At 64.8% G+C, this 22,081-nt stretch carries 23 protein-coding genes; 10 read left to right on the top strand and 13 right to left on the bottom strand.

The window, feature by feature from the left end:
* Positions 1-51 precede the first annotated feature (51 nt).
* A complete protein-coding gene (locus tag IVB29_RS30480; RefSeq protein WP_247507115.1) occupies positions 52-1,737 on the top strand; it encodes a methyl-accepting chemotaxis protein in 1,686 nt (561 codons plus the stop codon).
* Positions 1,738-1,874: 137 nt separating this feature from the next.
* Here IVB29_RS30480 and IVB29_RS30475 read toward each other — a convergent pair whose 3' ends face one another.
* Together IVB29_RS30475 and IVB29_RS30470 are read right to left on the bottom strand one after the other, a co-directional pair.
* Complete coding sequence (locus IVB29_RS30475) at positions 1,875-2,852, bottom strand: tripartite tricarboxylate transporter substrate binding protein (RefSeq protein ID WP_247507114.1); 978 nt, start codon at positions 2,850-2,852, stop codon at positions 1,875-1,877.
* Positions 2,853-3,090: 238 nt separating this feature from the next.
* On the bottom strand, positions 3,091-4,026 hold the full coding sequence (locus IVB29_RS30470; protein WP_247507113.1) for a DMT family transporter: 936 nt from the start codon (positions 4,024-4,026) through the stop codon (positions 3,091-3,093).
* A 105-nt stretch (positions 4,027-4,131) separates the two neighbouring features.
* On the opposite strand from IVB29_RS30470, the gene IVB29_RS30465 reads away from it, so the two are divergent.
* Complete coding sequence (locus tag IVB29_RS30465; protein WP_247507112.1) at positions 4,132-4,521, top strand: DUF1330 domain-containing protein; 390 nt, start codon at positions 4,132-4,134, stop codon at positions 4,519-4,521.
* Between the two features lie 12 nt (positions 4,522-4,533).
* Here IVB29_RS30465 and IVB29_RS30460 read toward each other — a convergent pair whose 3' ends face one another.
* The gene (locus IVB29_RS30460; RefSeq protein WP_247507111.1) at positions 4,534-5,166 is read right to left on the bottom strand and encodes a TetR/AcrR family transcriptional regulator; all 633 of its coding nucleotides are present in this window, start codon (positions 5,164-5,166) and stop codon (positions 4,534-4,536) included.
* A gap of 73 nt (positions 5,167-5,239) precedes the next feature.
* Between IVB29_RS30460 and IVB29_RS30455 the strand changes: the two genes are divergently transcribed.
* From IVB29_RS30455 to IVB29_RS30445, 3 genes are all read left to right on the top strand, one after another.
* A complete protein-coding gene (locus IVB29_RS30455; protein WP_247507110.1) occupies positions 5,240-5,644 on the top strand; it encodes a hypothetical protein in 405 nt (134 codons plus the stop codon).
* Positions 5,645-5,769: 125 nt separating this feature from the next.
* Positions 5,770-6,174 (top strand): VOC family protein, encoded by a 405-nt coding sequence (locus IVB29_RS30450; protein WP_247507109.1) that lies wholly within the window; start codon positions 5,770-5,772, stop codon positions 6,172-6,174.
* Positions 6,175-6,350: 176 nt separating this feature from the next.
* On the top strand, positions 6,351-6,707 hold the full coding sequence (locus tag IVB29_RS30445) for a hypothetical protein (RefSeq protein WP_247507108.1): 357 nt from the start codon (positions 6,351-6,353) through the stop codon (positions 6,705-6,707).
* Between the two features lie 189 nt (positions 6,708-6,896).
* Here the strand turns inward: IVB29_RS30445 and IVB29_RS30440 are convergent, their stop codons facing one another.
* Positions 6,897-7,829 carry a DMT family transporter gene (locus IVB29_RS30440; RefSeq protein ID WP_247507107.1) on the bottom strand — a complete coding sequence of 311 codons (933 nt, stop codon included), beginning with the start codon at positions 7,827-7,829 and terminating at the stop codon, positions 6,897-6,899.
* A 157-nt stretch (positions 7,830-7,986) separates the two neighbouring features.
* Positions 7,987-10,485, bottom strand: coding sequence for a magnesium-translocating P-type ATPase (gene mgtA / locus IVB29_RS30435; protein WP_247507106.1), 2,499 nt, complete (start codon positions 10,483-10,485; stop codon positions 7,987-7,989).
* Between the two features lie 306 nt (positions 10,486-10,791).
* Here mgtA and IVB29_RS30430 point away from each other — a divergent pair, with 306 nt between their 5' ends.
* Both IVB29_RS30430 and IVB29_RS30425 read left to right on the top strand, forming a co-directional pair.
* Positions 10,792-12,084, top strand: coding sequence for an adenylosuccinate synthase (locus IVB29_RS30430; RefSeq protein WP_247507105.1), 1,293 nt, complete (start codon positions 10,792-10,794; stop codon positions 12,082-12,084).
* Between the two features lie 37 nt (positions 12,085-12,121).
* Positions 12,122-13,786 (top strand): hypothetical protein, encoded by a 1,665-nt coding sequence (locus IVB29_RS30425; protein ID WP_247507104.1) that lies wholly within the window; start codon positions 12,122-12,124, stop codon positions 13,784-13,786.
* Between the two features lie 105 nt (positions 13,787-13,891).
* On the opposite strand, the gene IVB29_RS30420 is transcribed toward IVB29_RS30425, so the two are convergent.
* From IVB29_RS30420 to IVB29_RS30410, 3 genes are all read right to left on the bottom strand, one after another.
* Entirely contained in the window at positions 13,892-14,443 is a 552-nt protein-coding gene (locus tag IVB29_RS30420) for a hypothetical protein (RefSeq protein WP_247507103.1), read from the bottom strand.
* 87 nt (positions 14,444-14,530) lie between these two features.
* Entirely contained in the window at positions 14,531-14,827 is a 297-nt protein-coding gene (locus IVB29_RS30415) for a hypothetical protein (protein ID WP_346731315.1), read from the bottom strand.
* A 284-nt stretch (positions 14,828-15,111) separates the two neighbouring features.
* On the bottom strand, positions 15,112-15,357 hold the full coding sequence (locus tag IVB29_RS30410) for a hypothetical protein (RefSeq protein ID WP_247507102.1): 246 nt from the start codon (positions 15,355-15,357) through the stop codon (positions 15,112-15,114).
* Between the two features lie 149 nt (positions 15,358-15,506).
* On the opposite strand from IVB29_RS30410, the gene IVB29_RS30405 reads away from it, so the two are divergent.
* The gene (locus IVB29_RS30405) at positions 15,507-15,932 is read left to right on the top strand and encodes a DUF5413 family protein (RefSeq protein ID WP_247507101.1); all 426 of its coding nucleotides are present in this window, start codon (positions 15,507-15,509) and stop codon (positions 15,930-15,932) included.
* Between the two features lie 61 nt (positions 15,933-15,993).
* Complete coding sequence (locus IVB29_RS30400) at positions 15,994-16,548, top strand: DUF4112 domain-containing protein (RefSeq protein WP_247507100.1); 555 nt, start codon at positions 15,994-15,996, stop codon at positions 16,546-16,548.
* 247 nt (positions 16,549-16,795) lie between these two features.
* On the opposite strand, the gene IVB29_RS30395 is transcribed toward IVB29_RS30400, so the two are convergent.
* The 4 genes from IVB29_RS30395 to msrA all read right to left on the bottom strand — a co-directional run bounded on the left by IVB29_RS30395 (position 16,796) and on the right by msrA (position 18,757).
* On the bottom strand, positions 16,796-17,089 hold the full coding sequence (locus tag IVB29_RS30395; RefSeq protein ID WP_247507099.1) for a hypothetical protein: 294 nt from the start codon (positions 17,087-17,089) through the stop codon (positions 16,796-16,798).
* Between the two features lie 212 nt (positions 17,090-17,301).
* Entirely contained in the window at positions 17,302-17,466 is a 165-nt protein-coding gene (locus IVB29_RS30390; protein WP_129275289.1) for a DUF3309 family protein, read from the bottom strand.
* A gap of 106 nt (positions 17,467-17,572) precedes the next feature.
* On the bottom strand, positions 17,573-18,007 hold the full coding sequence (gene msrB / locus IVB29_RS30385; protein ID WP_247507098.1) for a peptide-methionine (R)-S-oxide reductase MsrB: 435 nt from the start codon (positions 18,005-18,007) through the stop codon (positions 17,573-17,575).
* 45 nt (positions 18,008-18,052) lie between these two features.
* Entirely contained in the window at positions 18,053-18,757 is a 705-nt protein-coding gene (gene msrA / locus IVB29_RS30380; RefSeq protein WP_247507097.1) for a peptide-methionine (S)-S-oxide reductase MsrA, read from the bottom strand.
* Between the two features lie 327 nt (positions 18,758-19,084).
* Between msrA and IVB29_RS30375 the strand changes: the two genes are divergently transcribed.
* Positions 19,085-20,773: a caspase family protein gene (locus IVB29_RS30375; RefSeq protein ID WP_247507096.1), complete on the top strand. Its 1,689-nt coding sequence runs from the start codon at positions 19,085-19,087 to the stop codon at positions 20,771-20,773.
* A 130-nt stretch (positions 20,774-20,903) separates the two neighbouring features.
* Here the strand turns inward: IVB29_RS30375 and IVB29_RS30370 are convergent, their stop codons facing one another.
* Entirely contained in the window at positions 20,904-22,019 is a 1,116-nt protein-coding gene (locus IVB29_RS30370) for an ATP-dependent RecD-like DNA helicase (protein ID WP_247507095.1), read from the bottom strand.
* Between the last annotated feature and the right edge of the window lie 62 nt (positions 22,020-22,081).

Below are 22,081 nucleotides of genomic sequence, written 5' to 3'. Positions count from 1 at the left end.
TTCGAGCGATTCACTCGCGTACCCGTATCCCTTTTTTGCCGGAGCCATCCCGTGAAGTTGAGCAATCTGAAGATCGCCCCAAAGCTTGGCATCCTTGTCGGCGTCACCCTGTTCGGCCTGTGCGTCTCCGGAGTTCTCGCCGGCTATCTGATGAAGCAGGAGATGGTGAACGCGCGCATCGACCAGGCCAAGGCCATCGTCGACATGGGGCGCAATTATGCTGTCGCGCTGAAGAAACGGGTCGACGCCGGCGAGATGACCAAGGACGCCGCGATTGCCGACCTTCGTCGCTATGGCAACGCGATGACCTACGACAAGGGCGCCGGCTACCTGTTCGGTACATCTTTTGATGGCATCACCCAGCTCGCGCCCGATCCGAAGCAGATTGGCACCAACCGCATGGACGTCGTGACCAACGGTCGCAAACTGTCGTTGGAACTGATGAATGGCGTGAAGGCCAACGGTTCTATCCTGCTGACCTATGAATATGCAAAGCCGGGCCAGGAAGGGCTGATCCGGAAAATGGGTTACGCAGTGGCCGTCCCCGAGTTCGAGATGTATCTCGGCACCGGTGCTTATCTCGACGACATCGACGCCAAGATGGGCCCGGTCTACTGGATGCTCGGCTTCGCCATGCTCGGCATCGTCATCGTCGCCGGCAGCGTCGCCTGGATGATCGGCCGCAGCATCAGCCGTCCGCTGGCACTGCTCGGCGCCCGCATGAAGGATCTCGCCGACGGCAAGCTCGAGGGTGACATCCCCGGCGTCGGCCGCGGCGACGAGGTCGGTGCGATGGCTGCGACCGTCCAGATCTTCAAGGACAACGCGCTTCGTATCCGCGAGATCGAGAAGGCCGAGGTTGCTGCCAAGGAGCGTGCCGCGGCGGAACGTCGCAGTGCGATGGAAGATATCGCCAGCGACTTCGAGCGCAGCGTCAACGGCATCGTCCGCTCGGTCTCCTCGGCCGCGGCCGGCATGCAGACCACCGCGCAATCGATGACCGCGACCGCGAGCGATGCCTCGTCGCGCGCTGCCACCGTCGGTGCGGCCTCGTCGAAGGCCTCCGGCAATGTCGGCACGGTTGCGGCGGCCGCCGAAGAGCTGTCGAGCTCGGTTGCGGAAATCTCTCGCCAGGTGACGCGCTCGACTGAAGTTGCGAGCCGCGCCGTCAACGACGCCGAGCGCACCAACGCCACGGTGCAGGAGCTCTCCACGGGCGCCGAGAAGATCGGCGAGGTGGTCAAGCTCATTCATTCGATCGCGGCGCAGACAAATCTGCTCGCGCTCAACGCCACCATCGAAGCGGCACGGGCGGGCGAGTCCGGCCGCGGCTTCGCCGTCGTCGCCTCCGAGGTCAAGGCGCTGGCCAACCAGACCGCCAAGGCCACCGAGGAAATCTCCGCTCAGGTCGCGGCGATGCAGACTTCGACCAGCGATGCGGTCGCCGCGATCGGCGGCATCACCCAGACCATCGCCGAGATGAGCGAGATCACGGCGGGCATCTCCGCCTCGATCGAGCAGCAGGGCGAGGCGACCCGCGAGATCGCCCGCAACATCCAGTCGGTCGCGGCCGGGTCGAGCGAGATCAATGCCAATATCGGCAGCGTCACCTCGGCCGCGGAAGCGACCGGCAGTGCGGCCAGCGACGTGCTCACCAACGCCCGCGAGCTGGACAGCCAATCCGGCGCGCTGCGCAGCGCGGTGGATGGCTTCCTCTCCAAGGTCCGTGCGGCGTAAAGCAGGTCTCGTGCCCCGGGCGCAGCGCAGCACGAAAGTGACGCGCTGCTGAACCGGGGCCCATGCCGCAGCATTCTGGGTCCCGGCTCTGCGCGGCAGCGTTTCACGCTGCAGCGCGTCCGGGACACGATACCGTCCTACTGCTTCTCGATCCCCGCGTCCCGGATCAGCCGCTCCCACAGCACCAACTGCTCGTTCACGAATTTGCCGAGCTCCTCCGGCGTTCCGGAAAACGCATCCATGCCGAGCGTGGCGAGCTGGGCCTTGATCTCCGGCTTCTCCACGATCTTGCGGATCTCGGCATTGAGCCGCGTCACGATCTCCTTCGGCATGCCGGCCGGGCCGAAATAGCCCTGCCATGACGAGATGTCGAAATCAGGCACGCCGGCTTCCTGCATCGAGGGCAGGTTCGGCACCAGCGGCGTGCGGTCCCTGGTGGTGACGGCGAGCGCCCGCAGCGCGTTGCCCTGCACATGCGGCAGCCCGGTCAGGATGTCCACGAACATCATCGAGACGCGGCCGCCCATGACGTCGTTGAGCGCCGGCGGCGAGCTCTTGTAGGGCACGTGCAGGAGGTCGAGCCCGGCATTGTGCGCGAACGTCGCCCCCGACACGATCGCCGACGACGAGCCCGAGGCGTAGCTCAGCTTGCCCGGATTGGCCTTGCCGTAGGCGACCAGCTCGGCGACGGTCTTGGCCGGCACCTCGGGATGGATCACCAGCATGAAGGGCAGATCGCCGGTGCGCGCGATCGGGGTGAAATCCTTGACGGGATCGTAGGTCAGGCTTTTGAGCAGATAGGGATTGGCCGAATGCGTGGTGTTGGTCGTCACCAGCAGCGTGTAGCCGTCGGGCGCCGAGCGTGCGACATAGGTCGCAGCGATCATGCCGTTGGCGCCGGCCTTGTTCTCGATCACGATGCCGACGCCGAGCGCCTGCGCGAGAAGCTGCGAGATCAGCCGCGTCGTGGTGTCGGTGCCGCTGCCGGCCGCAAACGGCAGCACCAGCGTGATGTTGCGGCTCGGCCAGGTATCGGCTTGCGCGGCGGATGCGGCTGCAAGGCAGAGCGCGGCCGCGCCGGCGGTCCGCAGGGCCCGGATCAGTGATGACAGCATGTGTTGGTCGTTCCCTCTTTTTCGTTGGCGGGGAACCTAGCGGGTCCAAATCGAAACCGAAAGACGGGAGTTAACTCGATCTCGTGCCCCGGACGCAGCGCAGCGCTTCCCCGGCGATGCGAAGCATCGTCCGGTGCAGCGGTGCGCTGCAGAGCCGGGGCCCATGCCGCTGCAGTCTGGGTCCCGGATCTGCGCTTCGCTTGTCCGGGACACGACACCGCGTGTCCGCGCCGCGGAATTACTTCACCGCAGACCCCCGGCGCGCGGCGATCACGACGCCGGCGAGCACCAGCGCGTAGCCGATCAAATGAAACGGCTGCAGCTTTTCGCCGAGCAGTAGGATCGCCATCGCCGAGCCGAACACCGGCACCAGATGGAAAAACGGTGCGGCCCGGTTCGGACCGATCAGCGCCACGCCGCGATTGAAGAAGAGATAGGCGAGCGTCGAGGGGAAGATCAGGATGTAGCCGAGCGTCGCCAGCGTCACCGTATCGAATTGCAGCACGCGGCCGCTGAGGGCTTCCCAGATTGCGGTGGGCAGCAGCATGATCGCGCCACAGCAGGTGGTGAAGGAGAGGAAGGAGAGTTGATGAACTTTTGGCCGGCGCGGAATGAAGGCGGAGTAGATTCCGAACGCCACCAGCGAGGAGGCGAACATGAGGTCGCCCCTGTTGAAGCTGATGCTCGCGAGCGTCGCGAGATCGCCGCGCAGGATGATGATGAGCACGCCGAGAAGCGAGATCCCGATGCCGGCGAGCTGTCCGCCCGTCAGCCGCACGCCGAACAGCACCAGCGACCACAGCGCCACGAACAACGGTCCGGCCGACTGGATCAGCAGCGCGTTCAGCGCCTCCGTGTATTGCAGCGCCCAGTAGGAGATCGCGTTGTTGAAGGCGAAACCCACCAGCGACAGGAACAGCATCAAGGGCAGGCTGTTGCGCAGAGCCGGCCAGTCGCGCTTCAGATGTGGCCAGGAGAACGGCAGCAGGATCAGGAACACGCCGAACCAGCGGATCGTGGTCACCGTCAGCGGCGGCACATGCGCGCCGACATGGCGCGCGAGCACGATATTGGCCGCCCAGAACAGCGAGCTCAGGCTGAGCAGCAGATAAGGCTGGTTGTTGAGCCAGCTGGCCGGACTGGAGGCCTTTGGCGCGGGCGAAGCAATCGTCATTGGCGTCAGATACGACCTTGCGCCGGATTGCCGTCGTGACACAAGTCACGCCGCCGCAATGCTACAATGCAGGCATGACCTGAGGAGGTGCCGTTGGCGGTTAATATGTTGAACATCGAAGGCCTGAATGGTCTCGACCGGAACGCGCCTGTCGTGATGCTGAACCTGATGCGTTTCCACGCACGCTCGCGCGACGGCGATGGAACGGGTTGGGACGCTTACTTGCGTTACAGCGCGATCACGGTGCCCATGATCAGGGCACGCGGCGGCACGCTGCTCTGGACCGGCGAGGGCAAGACGGTCGCACTCGGCCCGCACGCGGGCAACGACTGGGACTTTGTCGCGCTGGTCTACTATCCCACCGTCGCTGCTTTTCTCGACATGATGACGTCGGAGGCCTACGAGTCGCAGGCCGATCCGCATCGTGTCAATGGCTGCGCCGAGCACGTCATCATCGCCACCAGCGAGGCCTACAGCAAGTTCAAGCTGAGTTGACGGCGGCAACACTCACGTCTTGCGCGGCGCGCTTTCGCGTTCGTCCAGGGCATCGACGACGGAATGGCAAGTCGCCTGCAGCAAGCGGCAGACCTCCTCCGGCGAGCGCCGCGGGCGCAGCGCCGCAAACGTCTGATAGCTGGTCAGCACGAAGATCAGATCGACCGTGTCCTGCAAGGCCGGCTTTGCCGCGCGCTTCTCTACGATGCGCCCGACCAGCTCCATCAGCAGCGCGCGCCGCCGCTCGTTGCGTTCGATCAGTGCCTCGCCGAATTCGGGATCGGTTGCGATCGCCTGGTTGAGCCCGCCGACGGCGGGATCGTGCCCCCAGAAAGTGCAGAAGGTCTCAATGACGCGGTCGAGCGCGGCGCGGGGATCGGCCATCGCCATCACCTCGGCCAGATCGAACAACCCGCCCCGACGTGCGATGTCGTCGAAAACGGCCTCCAGCAATCCGCGCCGCGATCCGAACTGGTTGTAGACGGTCAGCCGCGTCACGCCGGCTGCCTTGGCCACCACGTCGAGCGAGAAATTCGCGATGGCCGCATCCTTCCGCAACAGCCGGGCGCCGGCCGCAATGATGCGTTCGCGCGTCTCCGTCGACGCCGAGGCCCGGACCGAACTCACATAGCTGCGCTTAGGCATGCCGTTGCCATTCTCTTGACGTATTGAATATACATATTGTATATCAAATTAAAGGCTGGGTTTGGAGCTTGCCATGCAGACTGCCCTCGTGATCGCCCTGTCGCTTCATGTCTTGTCATCCGTGTTCTGGGCCGGATCAAGCTTTGCGCTGGCGCGGACCGGCGGAGCCGGTGGAGAGCAGCTCGTTTTTCCGCAACTTGGGGCAGCGACGATCGCGGTCCTGACCGGAGCCTATCTCGGTCATCTCGCTCACGCCGGCGGCTTCGGTACAGCCGAGCAGGTACTTGCGGTTGGTGCGGTCTGCGCATTGGTCGCAGCCGCGGTTCAGGCCGCGACCGGCCCCCGGGCGTTGTTGAAGCTGCGTCGTGGCACAAGCGAGCCGGCGGACGCGCGTTCGCGCATCGCGATGGCTCAGCGCGTGGCCGCCGCTCTGCTCGCCATCACCGCCGTCTGCATGGGCGCGGCGCGCTACATCTAGGTTCATGACCCATTGATCCGGTTAAGAGCTGATGGCGGAGCGCCACAACAGATGAAGCCGGCGAGATATTCATAAGCAGAACGTAGCAGCAGCGTGGCATTCCGCCACGGAAGAGAAGGAAAACGATGTCCAAGATGATTTTGTTGAACCTGCCCGTGCGCGATCTCGTCGCCTCGACGGCGTTTTACGTGGCGCTGGGCGGTACGGTGAATCCGCAGTTTTCGGGCGAAAATTCGACCTCGCTCATGTTCGCGGACACCATCGGCGTGATGTTGCTGACACACGATCAATATCGCGAATTCACCAAACGTCCGATTGGAGATGCACGACGCGACAGTCAGGCTTTGATCGCCCTTACCGTCGACGACCGTGACGCCGTCGATGCAACGCTGACCCGCGCGTCGGCGGCGGGCGGGCGAGCCGATCCCAACCCGGCACAGGATCTCGGTTTCATGTATAACCGCCACGTTGAAGACCCAGACGGCTACGTTTGGGAAATCGTGTGGATGAGCCCGTCAGGTAACGCCTGATCGTGGAAGACGCCGCAATGAGCGGGACTAGGGGGTGTACTCGTAAACGTCAGCTTCCGAGGGTTAAGCGGAAGTCGTCCCGCTCGGTCGGCATCGACTGCCTATGACGACCCATAGCAGACGTGCCGCTTGCGGTGCTGCGCTCCACCTGCTTACGTTGCTTGGAGTTGGAGTACGTGACCGTGAAATGTCATCTAACCGCTTCAGCACTCATCAGTTTGGCGCTCATCTTCAGCAGCAAGTACGCAGCCGCGTTCGACTATAAGTACGTTGGCGACCACAGCGCAGGGTACGACAAGAAGATCAACGGCGGCAAAGGCTGCATCATGGGCGATTGCAGCAAACGACAAGAGCGGCTCAAAGGTCAGCGGCCTGCTGTGAGTTGCTCTCACCGTGCCGATTCATGCCGTATGAAGAACAACTCCAATCCGAGCATGTCTTCACGATGCGAGGCCGCCCGCTTAGCCTGCCTCAAAACCGGTACCTTTGTCACGCTATCCGGTGAAAAGAAAGCCGGTACCATAAGGGAATGATCAAGGCGACTTAAGAGAAGCTTGGTGGTCGTTTCCTGATCGCCCACAATCCTGAAAGGAGTGAACGTCGGCTTCCGGCCCAACGCGGAAGTCCTGCGACATTCCGATTTCGCGCCGCTATCAGTGGCATAGCGCAGGTCAAATGGCGTCCCAGGTTTATCAGTACACGCCCGAGGCCGGGACTTGAGCCTAGCTCGCCTGTTTCCTCGACGCCGCGAACACCCCCGCCAGCACCAGCGCAAACCCGAGGAAATGGAAGGCTTGCGGGTTTTCACCCAGGAACACCATCGCCATGATCGAGCCGAACACAGGCACGACGTGGAAGAACGGTGCGGCGCGATTGGCGCCGATCAGGCGCACGCCCCGATTGAAGCAGAGATAGGCGAGCGTGGACGGGAACACGGCGACATAGAACAAGGTGAGCAGGTTCGGCACATCAAGCTTCATCACCGGGCGTGCATACAACTCCCAGATTTCGAGCGGGATGAGACAGGCAGCGCCGGCGCCGAAGGTGAAGGCGAGGAACGACAGGCCGTGCATCGCCGGCCGCTTCAGGCTCAGCACCGAATAGAGCGCGAAGAAGATCAGCGCGACGATGAAGATGAGGTCGCCCTTGTTGAAGTCGATGTTCGACAGCGTGGTGAGATCGCCGTGCAGCAGGATGATCAGCACGCCGCACATTGAGAGCAATACGCCGAAGGCCTGCGCCGCGGTGAGGCGGATGCCGAGGATGGCCAGCGACCACAGCGCCACGATCAGCGGCGCGGCCGACTGCAACAGCAGCGTGTTGAGCGCTTGGGTATGCTCCAGTGCCCAATATTGCAGGGTGTTGAAGGCGCCGATTCCGATGATCGAGAGCGTCACCATCAGGCCGAGCTTGCTGCGGATCGCGGGCCAGTCCTGCGCAAGGTGTTTCCAGGCGAACGGCAGCACCAGCAGGAACGCGAACGACCAGCGCAGGAACGACAGCGTCACCGGTGGGATATGGCCGGCGGCAAGCCGCCCGACGATGGCGTTGCCGGCCCAGCACAGCGCGGTGATGCTGAGCAGAACATAAGGCTGGTTGGCGATCCAGTTGTGACCGGATGTATCTGTGCTCGTGGTCTGGCCGGTGGCGGACATTGTGATTGTAATGGCCCCGCGTCATACGCCTGGGCCCCGGCCCTGCGATATCAGGGCCGGCTCATAGCCCGGCGCCGCCCAGAGACACGGAAATCTGCCTGATATCAATGGGGCGAGGCGCATCGCCTCCATGCGCGGGACGACACGGCGGGAACCTTCAATCCTTGCGCCCGCTGCGGATCGCAAGCGGCTTCAACAGTTCGGCGCAGGCGAGATAGACGACGACGAGCAGCGCGATGGCGGCCATCACGATCGCTGGTGGAGCGACGAAGCCGAACCAGGCTCCCAGTGGTGTGAACGGCAGCACCATCGCGACCAGCAGCGCGGTCAGCGAGGACACCGCGAGCGCGGGATCGGGCCAGTTGCGCCACGGCCGTCCATTGGTGCGGATGATAAAGATCACGAGGATCTGCGTCGCCATGGATTCGACGAACCAGGCGGTGCGGAATTCCTCCGGCGAAGCCTTGAACAGATACAGCAGCGCAAGGAAGGTCAGGGCGTCGAACACCGACGACAGCGGTCCCATGATCGCGGCGAAACGCACCAGGCGCGACATGCTCCACACCTGCGGCTGCGACGTTGCCTGCGCCGAGACGCGGTCGAAGGGAATGCCGAGCTCGGAGAGATCGTAGAGCAGATTGTTGAGCAGGATCTGCGTCGGCAGCATCGGCAGGAACGGCAGCGCGAGCGAGGCGGCCGCCATCGACAGCATGTTGCCGAAATTCGAGCTTGCGCCCATGCGGACATATTTCAGGATGTTGGCGAAGGTGCGCCGTCCTTCCTCGACGCCGTCGGCGACGACTTCGAGATCGGAGGCGAGCAGGATCATGTCGGCGGCGGCCTGCGCCACGCCGGTCGCGCCGTCGACCGACAATCCGACATCGGCCACTTTCAAGGCCGGTGCGTCGTTGATGCCGTCGCCGAGGAAACCGACCACCTCGCCGCCGGCCTGAAGCGCCTTCACGATGCGCGACTTCTGGTCCGGCGCGAGTCGTCCGAACGCATCGGTGGAGCGCACCTGCACGGCGAGCGCCTCGTCGCTGAGCGCGGCAACATCGGCGCCCGACAGCACGCGCTCGGGGGTCAGCCCCACCAGGCCCGCAAGCCGCTTCACCACCACGGGATCGTCGCCCGACAGGATCTTCAGTGCCACGCCGCTTGCGGCGAGCCGCGCAATGGCGGCCGCGGCCGTCGGCTTCGGCGGATCGGCGAAGGCGCAAAAACCTTCGAAGACGAGATCGGTCTCGTCATCGGTCTCGACCTCGCGCAGCGCGCCGGTCCACACCCGCGAGGCAATCGCGATGGTGCGCAGGCCATCGCCGGCGCGCTCGCGCACCCGTGCCAGCGCAGCATCGCGTGCGCGCTCGTCCGTCGTACACAATGGGAGCACGGTTTCCGGCGCGCCCTTGACGATCAGCCGCGTGCCTTCGGGGCTGGTCGCGAGCACCGATCCGAGCCGGCGCGAGAAGTCGAACGCCTGCCGCCCGGCCAGGGTCCAGCCTTGCGCGGCGTCCGGCCGGTCGGCGACGAGCGCGGCATCGAGCGCGCCGCGGTCGCCGCCGAGCGAGGCTGCGATGGCCCCGAGCTGCGCGGCGCGGGCATCGTCCTTGCCCTCGGCATTGACGCTCCCAGCGAGCGTGATCTCGGCCGAGGTCAGCGTACCCGTCTTGTCTGTGCACAGGACCGTCATGGCGCCGAGATCGTGGATCGCGGCGAGGCGCTTCACGATCACCTTGCGGCCGGCCATGCGCAGCGCGCCGCGCGACAGCGTCACCGTGGTGATCATCGGTAGTAGCTCCGGCGTCAGTCCGACCGCGAGCGCGACCGCGAACAGCAGCGAATCGAGCACCTCGCGGCCGAACACGACGCGGACGGTGAGCACGACCAGCACCAGCGCGAGCGTGGCGCGTGCGACCACGAGCCCGAATTCGCGCAAGTCCCGCTCGAACGGGGAGGGCGCCTGCGTTTCGGCAAGCGCAGAGGCCGCCGCGCCGAACACGGTGTCGCGGCCGGTCCTGACCACCAGCGCGATCGCCTCGCCGGTCTGCGCCACGGCGCCGCGGAACAGCGCATTCGATGTGTCGTCGGGGGAAGCGGCGGCACCGGCACGCTTCTGCACCGGATAGGGTTCGCCGGTGAGCGCCGCTTCGCCCGCGGTGAAGGCGGTGCTCTCCAGCACCAGTGCGTCCGCGGGGATGATGTCGCCGGCGCGAACGCGCAGGAGATCGCCGGGAACGACCTTATCCACGTCGATCTCGCGGAAGGCGCCGTCGCGCCGGACCTCGGCCTTGAGCGCCACCGAGCGGCGCAGGATCTCGGCAGCGCGGACCGCGTGGCCTTCCTGGACGGTGTCGAGCCCGATCGATAGTGCGAGAATCAGCACGATGATGAGCCCGCCGATGTCGTCGCCGGTCAGCATCGAGACGATGCCGGCGACCAGCAGGATCAGCGACAGCGGCTCCAGCAGCCGGCGCAGGATCGCGCGCGCCGCCCCTTCGATCCGCGGCGGCGCGTCGCTGTTTGGCCCGAAACGGTCGAGGCGTTCGGCGGCTTCACGTGCGCTCAGGCCCTGCAGGGAGCAGCCGAGCTGGGTGCCGAATGTATCGGCGGACAGGCGCCAGAATTGGCTCGCCTGGCTGTTGGGTGGCTTGGTCACGGCATGTCCGAAAATGGAGGGCCTTGAGGCCAGTGGGGGGTAAGCTGCTGAGGTGACAGCTATCCCTTGCCGCAATTGCGGGCCGGAGCGGTTGATGCGTGTCAATCGGGCTGCCCGCAGGCCCCGAAGGTTGCAAGATTTTAAGGGGATATCAAAGGCTTGGGGTGCCTTGCGGACCTCGAAAAAGCCCCGTTCTTGCTTGCCTAGAGAGGCTGCTTCCGTTATCCGGTTGGCTGCCTCGCATGCGAACGGCTCCGGCCGCCAGCTGGGCTGGCGCATCTAAAATCTTCAGAGGATTACCCGCGAATGGCCAACGTTGTCGTCGTCGGCGCCCAATGGGGCGACGAAGGGAAGGGCAAGATCGTCGACTGGTTGTCGGAGCAGGCGGACATCGTCGCGCGCTTCCAGGGCGGCCATAACGCCGGCCATACGCTGGTCATCAATGGCGAGACCTACAAGCTCGCGCTGCTGCCCTCGGGCGTGCTGCGCCCGTCGAAGCTGGCCGTCATCGGCAACGGCGTGGTGTTCGATGCGCAGGCCTTCCTCGACGAGGTCGCCAAGCTGCGCGGGCAGGGCGTGGCGATTAGCCCGGAGAATCTGCGCGTCGCCGAGAACGTCACCCTGATCCTGCCGTTGCATCGCGAGCTCGATGCGCTTCGCGAGTCCTCCAACTCGGCGACCGCGATCGGCACCACCCGTCGCGGCATTGGACCCGCCTATGAGGACAAGGTCGGCCGCCGTGCCATCCGCCTGATGGACCTCGCCGATCTCGACACCCTGCCGCACAAGATCGACCGGCTGCTTGCTCACCACAACGCGCTGCGCCGCGGCCTCAATTTGCCGGAGTTCGACGGCAAGGACATCCTGAAGGAGCTGAGCGCGCTAGCGCCGCAGCTGCTGCCCTATGCCGAGACCGTGTGGCGTCTGCTCGACCAGGAGCGTCGCGCCGGCAAGCGCATCCTGTTCGAAGGCGCGCAGGGCGCGCTGCTCGACGTCGACCACGGCACCTATCCCTACGTTACCTCGTCCAACACGGTGGCAGCGCAGGCGGCGACCGGCACCGGCATGGGCCCGGGCGCGGTCGGCTATGTGCTTGGCATCTGCAAGGCCTACACGACCCGGGTCGGCCAGGGCCCGTTCCCGACCGAACTCCTGAACGAGATCGGCGAGGAGATCGGCCGCCGCGGCCGCGAGTTCGGGGTCAATACCGGACGCAAGCGCCGCTGCGGCTGGTTCGACGCCGTGCTGGTACGACAGACCGTCCGCACGTGCGGCATCACCGGTTTGGCGCTGACGAAACTCGACATTCTCGACGGCTTCGATGAGATCGAGGTCTGCGTCGGCTACAAGCTCGACGGCAAGGAGATCGATTATTTCCCGGCCGGCGAGGGCGCCCAGGCTCGGGTCGAGCCGATCTACGAGACCATCGAGGGCTGGAAGGAGCCGACCGCCAACGCCCGGTCGTGGGCGCAGCTGCCGGCCCAGGCCATCAAATATGTCCGCCGGATCGAGGAATTGGTGGGGTGCCCGGTGGCGCTGCTTTCCACCAGCCCCGAACGCGAGGATACTATCCTGGTGCAAAATCCGTTTGAGGCTTAACGATGTCTTACCGGGACGCGCGTATCATTGAGTAGAAATGGCTGATTACTATCCGCTGATCGCCCGCGCTATTGCCGCCCTGGACCCCAGCGCTCCCGGCGAAAGCCGTCGCGCGCTCTATGAGCGGGCGCGCACGGCGCTGATCGCGCAGCTTCGCAGTGTTCAGCCGCCGCTCTCCGAATCCGAGATCACCCGCGAACGGCTGTCGCTGGAAGAGGCCGTCCGCAAGGTCGAATCCGAGGCCGCCCAGCGCGCTCGCGAGGCCTCGCGTCCCGGTGGCGGTGCTCGCCCCAGTGGCAGCGGCGATGCGTTCCGCCGGGCCAGCACCCGTGCCGCCGAGGGTAACCCGACGGCTGCTGCGCCTCCGGCTGGTCCGCCCCGCACCCGTCCGGCGCCGCCGCCGCCGCGTGCCGACCGCCCGTCCTTCAACGTCGATGATCAGGGCGATGCCCAGCGTCCGCCGCGCGCGCCGCGTTTCGACGCGCCGCGCCAGGGCGGTCCGTCCGCACCGCCGATGCCTGAGCCGCCGGCTCCTCCTCCGGCTGGACGCGATCGCGCAGGTCCGCGCCGTCCGGCGGACGCCGGACCGCCGTCGGCGCCGCCGCCGGCCCCGGGTGTACGCGGCTTCCGCGACATCACGGCCGATGCCAACGATCTCGGCGGCGCCGCCGCGCAGGCCAACCGCGCCGCGCGCCGCACCTATGCCAACGTGCCCTCGCCCTCGCCGGAATTCGACCGGCTCGAGCCGAGCCTGGAAAATCGCGTTGGCGAGGGCGAGGCGCCCTATTCCTATGACGAGTCGATCGAGGAGGCCGAGCGCTATGCGCCGCGGCCGCCGTCGGGGCGCCCGCACATTCCCGTCCTCGACCGCAATGCCAAGAAGCGCACGCGTGGCTCCGCTTTTCCGTTCAAGAGCGCGATCGCCATCGGCATCGTGATGGTTCTGATCGGAATTGGCCTGATCGCCGGCAAGTCGATCGTGCAGACCGCGACCAATCTGTTCAAGCCCTCGCCGACCCAGGTGGCGGAGGCGCCGAAGGATTCGTCGCAACCGCAGAGCAAGCCCAAGATCCCCGATCGCGTCGGCCAGCCCTCGGCGAGCGACCAGCCGGTCGCGCCGGTGGCGCAGAAGGTCGTGCTCTATGACGAGGATCCGGCCGATCCGAAGGGCAAGCAATATGTCGGATCGGTGGTGTGGCGGCTCGAGCCGATCAAGGCCTCGGGCACCCAGAAGGCCGACGTCGCCGTGCGCGCCGACATCGAGATTCCCGACCGCAAGTTCAAGATGACGATGTCGTTCGTGCGCAACACCGATGCATCGCTGCCGGCGAGCCACACCATCGAATTGAACTTCACCGTTCCCACGGATTTCGCGGGCGGCGGCATCGCCAATGTGCCAGGCGTCCTGATGAAATCGAACGAGCAGGCCCGCGGCACGCCGCTTGCGGGATATGCCGTCAAGGTCACGGATTCGAAGGTGACGGATCCGCTGAAGGGCCCGACCGGCATCTCGACCCTCTTCCTGGTCGGATTGTCGAATGTCGACGCGGATCGCTCCCGCAACATCCAGCTGCTGAAAGAGCGCTCCTGGTTCGACATGCCGATGGTCTACACCAACCAGCGCCGCGCCATCATCGCGATCGAGAAGGGCGCCCCCGGCGAACGCGCCTTCAACGACGCGTTCGCGCAGTGGGGCGACTGAGCATGATTCGGAAAACTGCGCAGCGGTTCTCCGAAAAGATCATGCTCAAGCAATAAGCTGAAGCGCGATGACGATTGGTCCTGACCGGATCGCGCTTTAGGCCCGCTATTTTGAATCCGAACCGATCGGATGTTCGGGCGAGCCAAGGCCCGAGCCGGAGCTGCCGATCGCTTGTCCGTTGGCGGAGTGGCCGACGCCGGCACCTGCCCCACTTACTGTGCCGGACGACTGGTTCGCGCCCGGTGCCGTATTCGAGCCGTTGACGGCCGAGCTTTTCTGAGCGGCCGCCGTCGGGCTCGGGCCGCTGAGCGACGGATCGGAGGGGACGAAATAGTTTGTCGCCTTCTTCGGCGTGGAGGCCACGCCGCCCGCCGTTCCGGTCGTGCTGCCCGTGCTCTCGGTCGTTCCGGAGTTGGTCGGCCGCGCGAGGACGTTGGCTCCGCTGAAAGACCCCGTGCTCGGCGCGCCGTAACCGCCGGCGCCATAGGCACCGGCTCCATAAGCGCCTGTCGAACCCGCGGCCGCCGCGCCCGTGCCTCCGGTGCCGCCAGCACCGGCACCAGCTCCGCCCGCGCCTCCTGCGCCTTGCGCCAGTGCCGGCACAGCGAAGCCGATCACGGCAAGCGCGACCAGGGTTTCAAGTGTCCGTAAAGTCATGTTCCGCTCCGATGATTGTCGAAGCGGATCAATGTCGGACATCGCCAATGTTTCCCTCGGACCAGGGTTTCGCAGGCGATCCGCTGGTTATTGCGCCGTCGCTTCCCGCTTGCGCGATGTTGTGGCGGCGGCCGCCTCGCGGTCCATCACGGCGCGGCAGCCGGGGCTGACCTGCGCCTTCTTCTGCACCATACAGGCCCTGATCCGGGGGATGTCGGGGATTTCACTGGAGCACAGCCGCATCGCATCGCCCGAGCACATCTGCTGCGCTTCGGACGAGAAGGCGAGGCCGGGCGTTGTCTGGAGTGCGATGGCGGCGGTGGCGAAGGCCAACAGCGAAGCGGTGGTCTTAAACAGCGAAGCGATGGTCTGATAGCGTGTCATGCGAAATGCGTCCCCGAGTTCCGTGGATTGAACCACTTGGTTTTGGGGCGCCGCACGCGGCTTGAACTGCCGCATGTCTCAGCCTTCACGCCGGGATCTCAATCCCGCATGTGGTCGCTCGATTTCATGATGTTCGAATCGAAAAGTGCTGCGCCGCCCGAGTGAAGTATGCGCCATTGTCAAACAGCTGCAATGGGCGGCGCGAATGAATTCGCAATTGTTGCGCGTACGTCACGCACAATGCGCCTCCGCACTCACATGTGGATCTTGCATTCCAGTGGATCTTACATTCCATGGCTCGCGAACACCTTGCTGCAAGACCTCGACAGTTTTGCGCGGTTGGCTTGCAGGCAGCCTTGCACCGCGCCGTCGTTGCCGAGATCCTTGCGGCACAGCCGCGACGCATCGCGCGAGCAGGCGTTCTGCTCCTGCGACGTTCCCATATGGCCTTGCGCGAGAACCGGCGTCATCGATGCACCGGTCAGGGTTGCGAGGACGAGTGTCGCGGAGAGTACGGATTTGCGGAACATCGACACGACTCCAATTGATGACGGGTGATTTCAAAGTCCTGTCAAAACTCGTCGCCTTGCCACTTGTTCCCCCTTCGGGCGGCCGGGAACCCCGCTATCCAAGCTTCCCGCCGCACTGCTATAAAAGGGCGGATAGGTGAGGGGTTTTGATGAAACGCTATCTGGTGTTTGCGCTGGTTGGTCCGTTCGTCGGCGGGTTCCTGCTGCTGCTGACGACGACCTATCAGTCCGGCTATTGGGCCCAGACCAACCTCGGCGAGGTCGGCAAGCTGTTCGTGGTGTTCTTCAAGTCCCTGCAATACAGCTATCTGTTCGGCTTCCTGCCCTCGCTGATGATCGGCGCGGTCGATGACATCCTGATCCATATCAGGCGGGTCGGCCCGGGCTTGCGGATGCTGCTGGTCGGGCTGTTCGCCTTCGCCCTGGCGTCGCTGACCTACAGCTCGCGCGGGCCGGATTCGGGCGCGGTGCAGTTCATCCTGTATGGCCTCGTCGGCTTCGTGCCGGCGGCGATTTCGTCCTGGTTCGTGCATAGATATATCGAGGAGCCGCAAGCCGCGGCGTCCTCGACCTGACTGCGCGACCTTCGGGCGCGGGTCAGCAACCTCCACGGCGCTGGTGCGTTCTCTCAAGGCCATGACCATGTCTGACGACGATATACTTGCTCCGCGCCGGCCCCGTTCCGGGGACCGCTCGCGCGCGCCCTTTTCGGACACCGCGCGCGGGCCGATCATTGACCAAGAAGGGCATGAGATCCGCTCCGAAACGTTGAAGGAGGGACTTCAGGAGTTTCGCTTCGACTTCGGCAAAGACGGTCAGTTTACCGGCAATCCGTTCGCCAATCTCACGCGGGAGCAGCGGATCGCGCGGATCGAGGCAATCGCAAAACTGCTCGATGTCGCCTTCGTCCTGCCCGGCACCAATATCCGCTACGGCATCGATGGCCTGATCGGGCTGATCCCCATCGTCGGCGACATCATCACCACTGCGATCTCGCTGTGGCTGGTGCGCGAGGCGCGCGCGCTCGGCGCGCCCTGGTACATCACCGCGCGCATGCTCGGCAATGTCGCGGTCGACGGCGTGGTCGGCATCGTGCCGTTCGCGGGCGACGCCTTCGACGTCATGTTCCGCGCCAACATGCGCAATGTGCGGCTCCTGCGCCGCTGGCTCGACAAGCAGCCTCGCGTCTAGAAACGAATGCTTCTTTCTTCGCCTCTCCCCGCGTGCGGGGAGAGGCCGACACGCGAAGCGTGGCGGGTGAGGGGGAGTCTCCGCGAGTCCAATTCTCAATGTCCTCGCGGGTAGAGCCCCTCACCCCAACCCTCTCCGTAAGAACGGGGAGAGGGGGAAGAGAGAGCACCGCCCCAAAAACGCAAAAAGCGCGACGACCTTTCGGCCGTCGCGCTTTCAGCGCACATCAGAGACTTGGCGAAAAAGCTTACGCCGCGTCGGCGTCGGTCTCGGCGACCGGCTCGGGCTTGCGGTGGCGCTCGAGCGGGAAGGCTTCGCTCTCATAGAGCGAGCGAATGCCGTTCTGGTCGAAGCGGGCTTCCTCGACCTGAAGATAGGCGCCGTTCAGCGAATCCGTCGGCAACTGCTCCATCGCGAACTGCACGGCTTCGGCCGCAGTGCCGAACCGGCGATACGTGAAGCCGGCGCGCTTCTTCTTGCGGATCGCAGCGGGGAAGAGCTCGGCGGAGGTGGAGAAGTTGAACGGACGCAGTGGACGCATGGTCAAAGACCTCGTGATCTTGTCTGGGGCTTTAAGCGCGTGGGGTTTGGGAGTGCGGAGGCCACAATCGGGTGGGCCCGCCGCGCATCACTTTCGTCCACCAATATAGGCTGTTTTGACAAAATTGCGACCCCCGCGATGGGAGATGATGAATCCGCGCATGGCAGCCCCGCAAGGGCTATAAATCAAGTAATTTCAATATCTTGGATGGTTTATAGTTTGCCAAGCAGCAGCAGCACGATCAGCACCACCAGCACGAGGCCGCCGATCCCCATGCCGGAATGGCCCATGCCGTAGCCATAGCCGCCGATCCGCCCGGACATGCCGCCCAGCAGATAGATGATCACCAGGATGATCAGGATGGTCCCAAGACCCATGGCATCCTCCCTGGCGGCCGTCGCGAAAACGACGATCGACCGCACCGCCAGACAAGAAAAGCACATCGCGCCGCCGGGTTCCATGGTGGAACCCGGCGGCGCAACGTTATTTTGGCTCGAGCTTCAGCGAAGCCGAATTGATGCAGTAGCGCAGGCCGGTCGGCCCCGGACCGTCGGGGAAGACATGGCCGAGATGGCCGCTGCATTTGGAGCAGAGCACCTCGGTGCGGAGCATGCCGTGGCTGACGTCCCGCTCCTCGTCGACATGGCTATCGACGGCGGGCTGGGTGAAGCTCGGCCAGCCGCAGCCGGAATCGAACTTGGCATCGGATTCGAACAGCACGTTGCCGCAGCCGGCGCAGACGTAGGTGCCGGCGCGGTGGTCGTGCTCATACTCACCGGAGAAGGGACGCTCGGTCGCCTTCTCGCGCAGCACCGCGTACTGCATCGGCGACAGCTCGCTGCGCCACTGCTCTTCGCTCTTGACGACCTTGTCGTCAGTGGTTTGGTCGTTGGTGGTTTTCGTCTTGGTGTCGGGCATGGGTCTCCCGTTTCTTGAGTGATCTTGCTTTGTGCGATCTCGCGATCAGTTGGTGGCCTTGCTGGCACTCACCAGCGTCGGCTTTTCAATATAGTTATCCGCGAACAGCTTTTTCAGGTTCTCGACCTTGGGGAGGTCGTTATAGGCGATGTAGGGCTGGTTCGGATGCAGCGTCAGATAGTCCTGGTGATAGGCCTCCGCCGGATAGAAGGCGTCCAGCGCGCCGACCTTGGTCACGATCGGCTTGCCGTACACCTTGGCGGCGTTGAGCTGGGCGATATAGGCATCCGCCACCTTCTTCTGCTCGTCCGAGGTGGTGAAGATCGCCGAGCGATATTGCGTGCCGCTGTCCGGCCCCTGGCGGTTGAGCTGGGTCGGGTCGTGCGCGACCGAGAAGTAGATCTGGAGGATCTTGCCGTAAGAGATCTTCTTCGGGTCGTACTTGATCTCGACCGCTTCCGCGTGGCCGGTCCGGCCGCCCGAGACGGTCTGGTAGTCGGCGGTCGCCTTGGTGCCGCCGGCATAGCCGGAGACCGCATTGACGACGCCCGCGGTGTGCTGGAACACGCCCTGCACGCCCCAGAAGCAGCCGCCGGCGATGACGGCGGTCTGGATACCGCTCGCCGGCGTCGCGTCCATGGTCGGCGTGGGAATGACGACCGCATCTTCGGCGGCCCGGGACGGCACGGCAAAGGCCAGCGTCAGGGCGGTGGTCGCGGCGAGCAGGGTCAGGAGGGCGGGACGGCGCATGGCAGAGCCTCTTTCCGGAAGGTGGGATAGTCTAGGTCGGTTGGCGCCGGGCGAACAGCCTGCCGGCGGCGTTTTCGCATCATTTGAGATACGGGCGCACCCGCAGATTGTTACGCCGGGACGGACACCAGTCTGTGAAAAATGCCGCATGCTGGGCCGGCTTGGCGGGATCAGGAACTCCGCGCTAAGAGCATGATCCGGACCCGAAGGGCGCGTTAGCGAAACGTGTGAAGCGGTTTTCCGCAAAGATCATGCTCAAAACGAGAGATGAACCCGCGCGATCGTCGATCGACTTAAAAATGTGGTGGCTGGAGCTGACCTGACAAAATGCTGCGCGTCGTTTTCCTGACCCTCATCGCCCTGGCCGCCTGCGCCAGGATCGCCATGGCCGACCCCCAACCCGGCGACGACCTTGCCACCTGCCGCGACGGACGGGCAGAGACGCAGGCGCGGATACAGGCCTGCGAGAACCTGCTCAACGCGGACCGTCTCACCGGCAAGGACAAGGTGATGGCGCTCGTGGTGCACGGGAATGCGCTGCTCAACAAGCGCGACAACGACAAGGCGCTGGAGGCCTTTTCGACGGCCCTCGACCTCGACCCGGACAACGTCTTGGCGCTCGACGGACGCGGCATCGTCCGCGGGCGCAAGGGGCAGGACGATTTGGCGATGGCCGACTACAATCTCGCCATCCAGAAGCGGCCGACCTTCGGTCCTCCCTATAACAACCGCGGCACCATTTATCTGCGCCAGAACGCCCTGCAAAGCGCGCTCGACGACTTCAACCTGTCGATCAAATATGCGCCCAAATTCCTGTTCGGCTGGACCAATCGAGCCCGCGTGCGCACGCTGACCAAGGATTATGACGGCGCGATCGCCGATTTCGCGGAAGCCGAGAAAATCGACCCGACTTCGCCGCAGATCGTCAGCAACCGCTGCATCACCTACGGCTTGATGGGCAAGTTCGACCAGGCCTTCGCTGACTGCAATGGCCTGATCGAGAAGCAGCCGAAAAACGGGTTCGCGATCATCAATCGCGCCGAGGTCTACGTGATGAAGGGCGACCTCGACGCAGCGCTGAAGGACTACAACGCCGCCCTTCAGCTCAACCCGAACAGCGTGCGCGCCCATTCCGGCCGCGGCCAGCTCTACGAGCGGAGGAAGGATCTCGCCCAGGCCCGCGCCGACTATCGCGCGGCGGCCTATTCGCTGACGAGGTTCGACGAGCTCGACGTCGCGCGCGCCCGTGCCATCGCGCAAGCGCGGCTCGCCGCGCTGACGCCGCAAGTGCCTGCGGGCGCGCCGACGGGGCGCCGCGTCGCGCTGGTGATCGGCAACGGCGCCTACAAGAACGTGCACGCACTGCCCAATCCGCCGCGCGATGCGAAACTGATCGCAAGCGTGCTGCACGATGTCGGTTTCCAGACCGTGATCTCGGTCAGCGACCTCACCCGCGACAAGTTCTTCGAGGCGCTGAAGACTTTTGCCGACGAAGCGGAAAAGGCCGACTGGGCGGTGGTCTATTACGCCGGCCACGGGTTTGAGATCGGCGGCGTGAACTATCTCGTCCCTGTCGACGCCAAGCTTGCCGCCGACCGGGACGCCGAGACGCAAGCGGTTGCGCTGGAGCAGGTGATCGCAGCGGTGGGCGCTGCACGTAAAGTGCGTCTGGTGATGCTGGATGCCTGCCGCGACAATCCGTTCGCGCCGACCATGCAGCGCACGCTGTCGCTCAAGCTGGTGGACAAGGGCTTTTCCAACATCGAGCCCGGCACCGGCTTCATGGTGGTCTATGCCGCCAAGCACGGCGAGACCGCGATGGACGGCGATGGCGGCGCCGACAGCCCGTTCGCCACCGCGCTCGCCCGCGAGATCAAGACGCCCAAAGTCGAGATCAGAAAACTGTTCGACATCGTCCGCGACGACGTCTGGTCCGTGACCAAGCACGAGCAGCAGCCGTTTTCATACGGCTCGCCGCCGGGGAGAGAGGATTTTTATTTTGTGGCGGGGAAGTGAGGGCTACGACGGTGCCGTAGGGTGGGTTAGCCCTGCAGATGCGCGAAGCGCATCTGCTCGGCGTAACCCACCACTTCTGCCGCCGCGGAGATTAAACAGGTGGGTTACGCTACGCTAACCCACCCTACAGTCACACCACGATACTCAACCGTTTCGCCGCCCGCGTGATCCCCGTGTACAGCCACCGCGCCCGGCTCTCCCCGAACGCAAAGCTCTCGTCGAACAGCACGACGTCGTCCCATTGCGAGCCCTGCGATTTGTGCACCGTCAGCACATAGCCGTAGTCGAACTCGTCATAGGGCTTGCGCTGCTCCCAGGCGATCGCCTCGACGCCGCCCTCGAAGCAATCGGCGCGCACGGAGACTTTTGTGATCTTGTGGCCAAGATCCTCGTCCGGCGACAGCCGCATGCTGAGGATGCGCGATTTCGAGCGCGAGGTGTTGCGCGACTTCACGCGCCACAGGCCGCCGTTGAACAGGCCCTTCTTGCGGTTGTTGCGCAGGCACACCAGCTTGTCGCCGGCGACCGGGAAGACGTCCTCGATGTTCTGGCGCTGCCGCACCCGCATGTTGTAAGCGCGTCGCGTGTTGTTGCGGCCGACCAGAACCTGGTCGGCGCTCATGACGCGATCGGGATCGAGCTCCTTGCGCGACACCACCTCGCTCTCGCCGTAGCGGCCGATGTCGAGCTCGCGGCCCTCGCGCACGTCCATCGACATCCGCACGATCGGGTCGTCCTGGGCCTGGCGATGCACTTCGGTCAGCATCGCGTCGGGCTCGGTGTTGGTGAAGAAGCCCGCGCCCTGGATCGGCGGCAGCTGCGCGGGATCGCCCAGCACCAGCAGCGGGCAGTCGAACGACATCAGATCGCGGCCCAGTTCGGCATCGACCATCGAGCATTCGTCGATCACGATCAGCTTGGCCTTGGAGGCCGGCGCGTCGTCCCACAATTCAAAACTCGGCTGCTCCTCGCCGGATTCGCGCGCACGGTAGATCAGCGAATGGATCGTGGAGGCCTCGTCGCAACCCTTGTTGCGCATGACCAGCGCGGCCTTGCCCGTGAAGGCGGCAAATTTCACCTCGCCGTCGACACCGTCGGCGATATGCCGCGCCAGCGTGGTCTTGCCGGTGCCGGCAAAGCCGAACAGCCGGAACACCGGCGGCGTGCCGTTCCGGCCGGGTTTTGCTTTCAGCCAGTCGCCAACGGCTTTCAGCGCGGCGTCCTGATGCGGGGTGAATGTGGCCATGTCTGTCTTGAGGAAGGGGCGAAACGGAGCGATTCGCCATCCCCAAAACTAACCATTCGCCC

The organism is Bradyrhizobium sp. 1 (assembly GCF_023073315.1).
Lineage (GTDB): Bacteria > Pseudomonadota > Alphaproteobacteria > Rhizobiales > Xanthobacteraceae > Bradyrhizobium.
The sequence above is the reverse complement of the archived record's forward strand: the minus strand, read 5'-3'. Positions and strand labels throughout refer to the sequence as shown.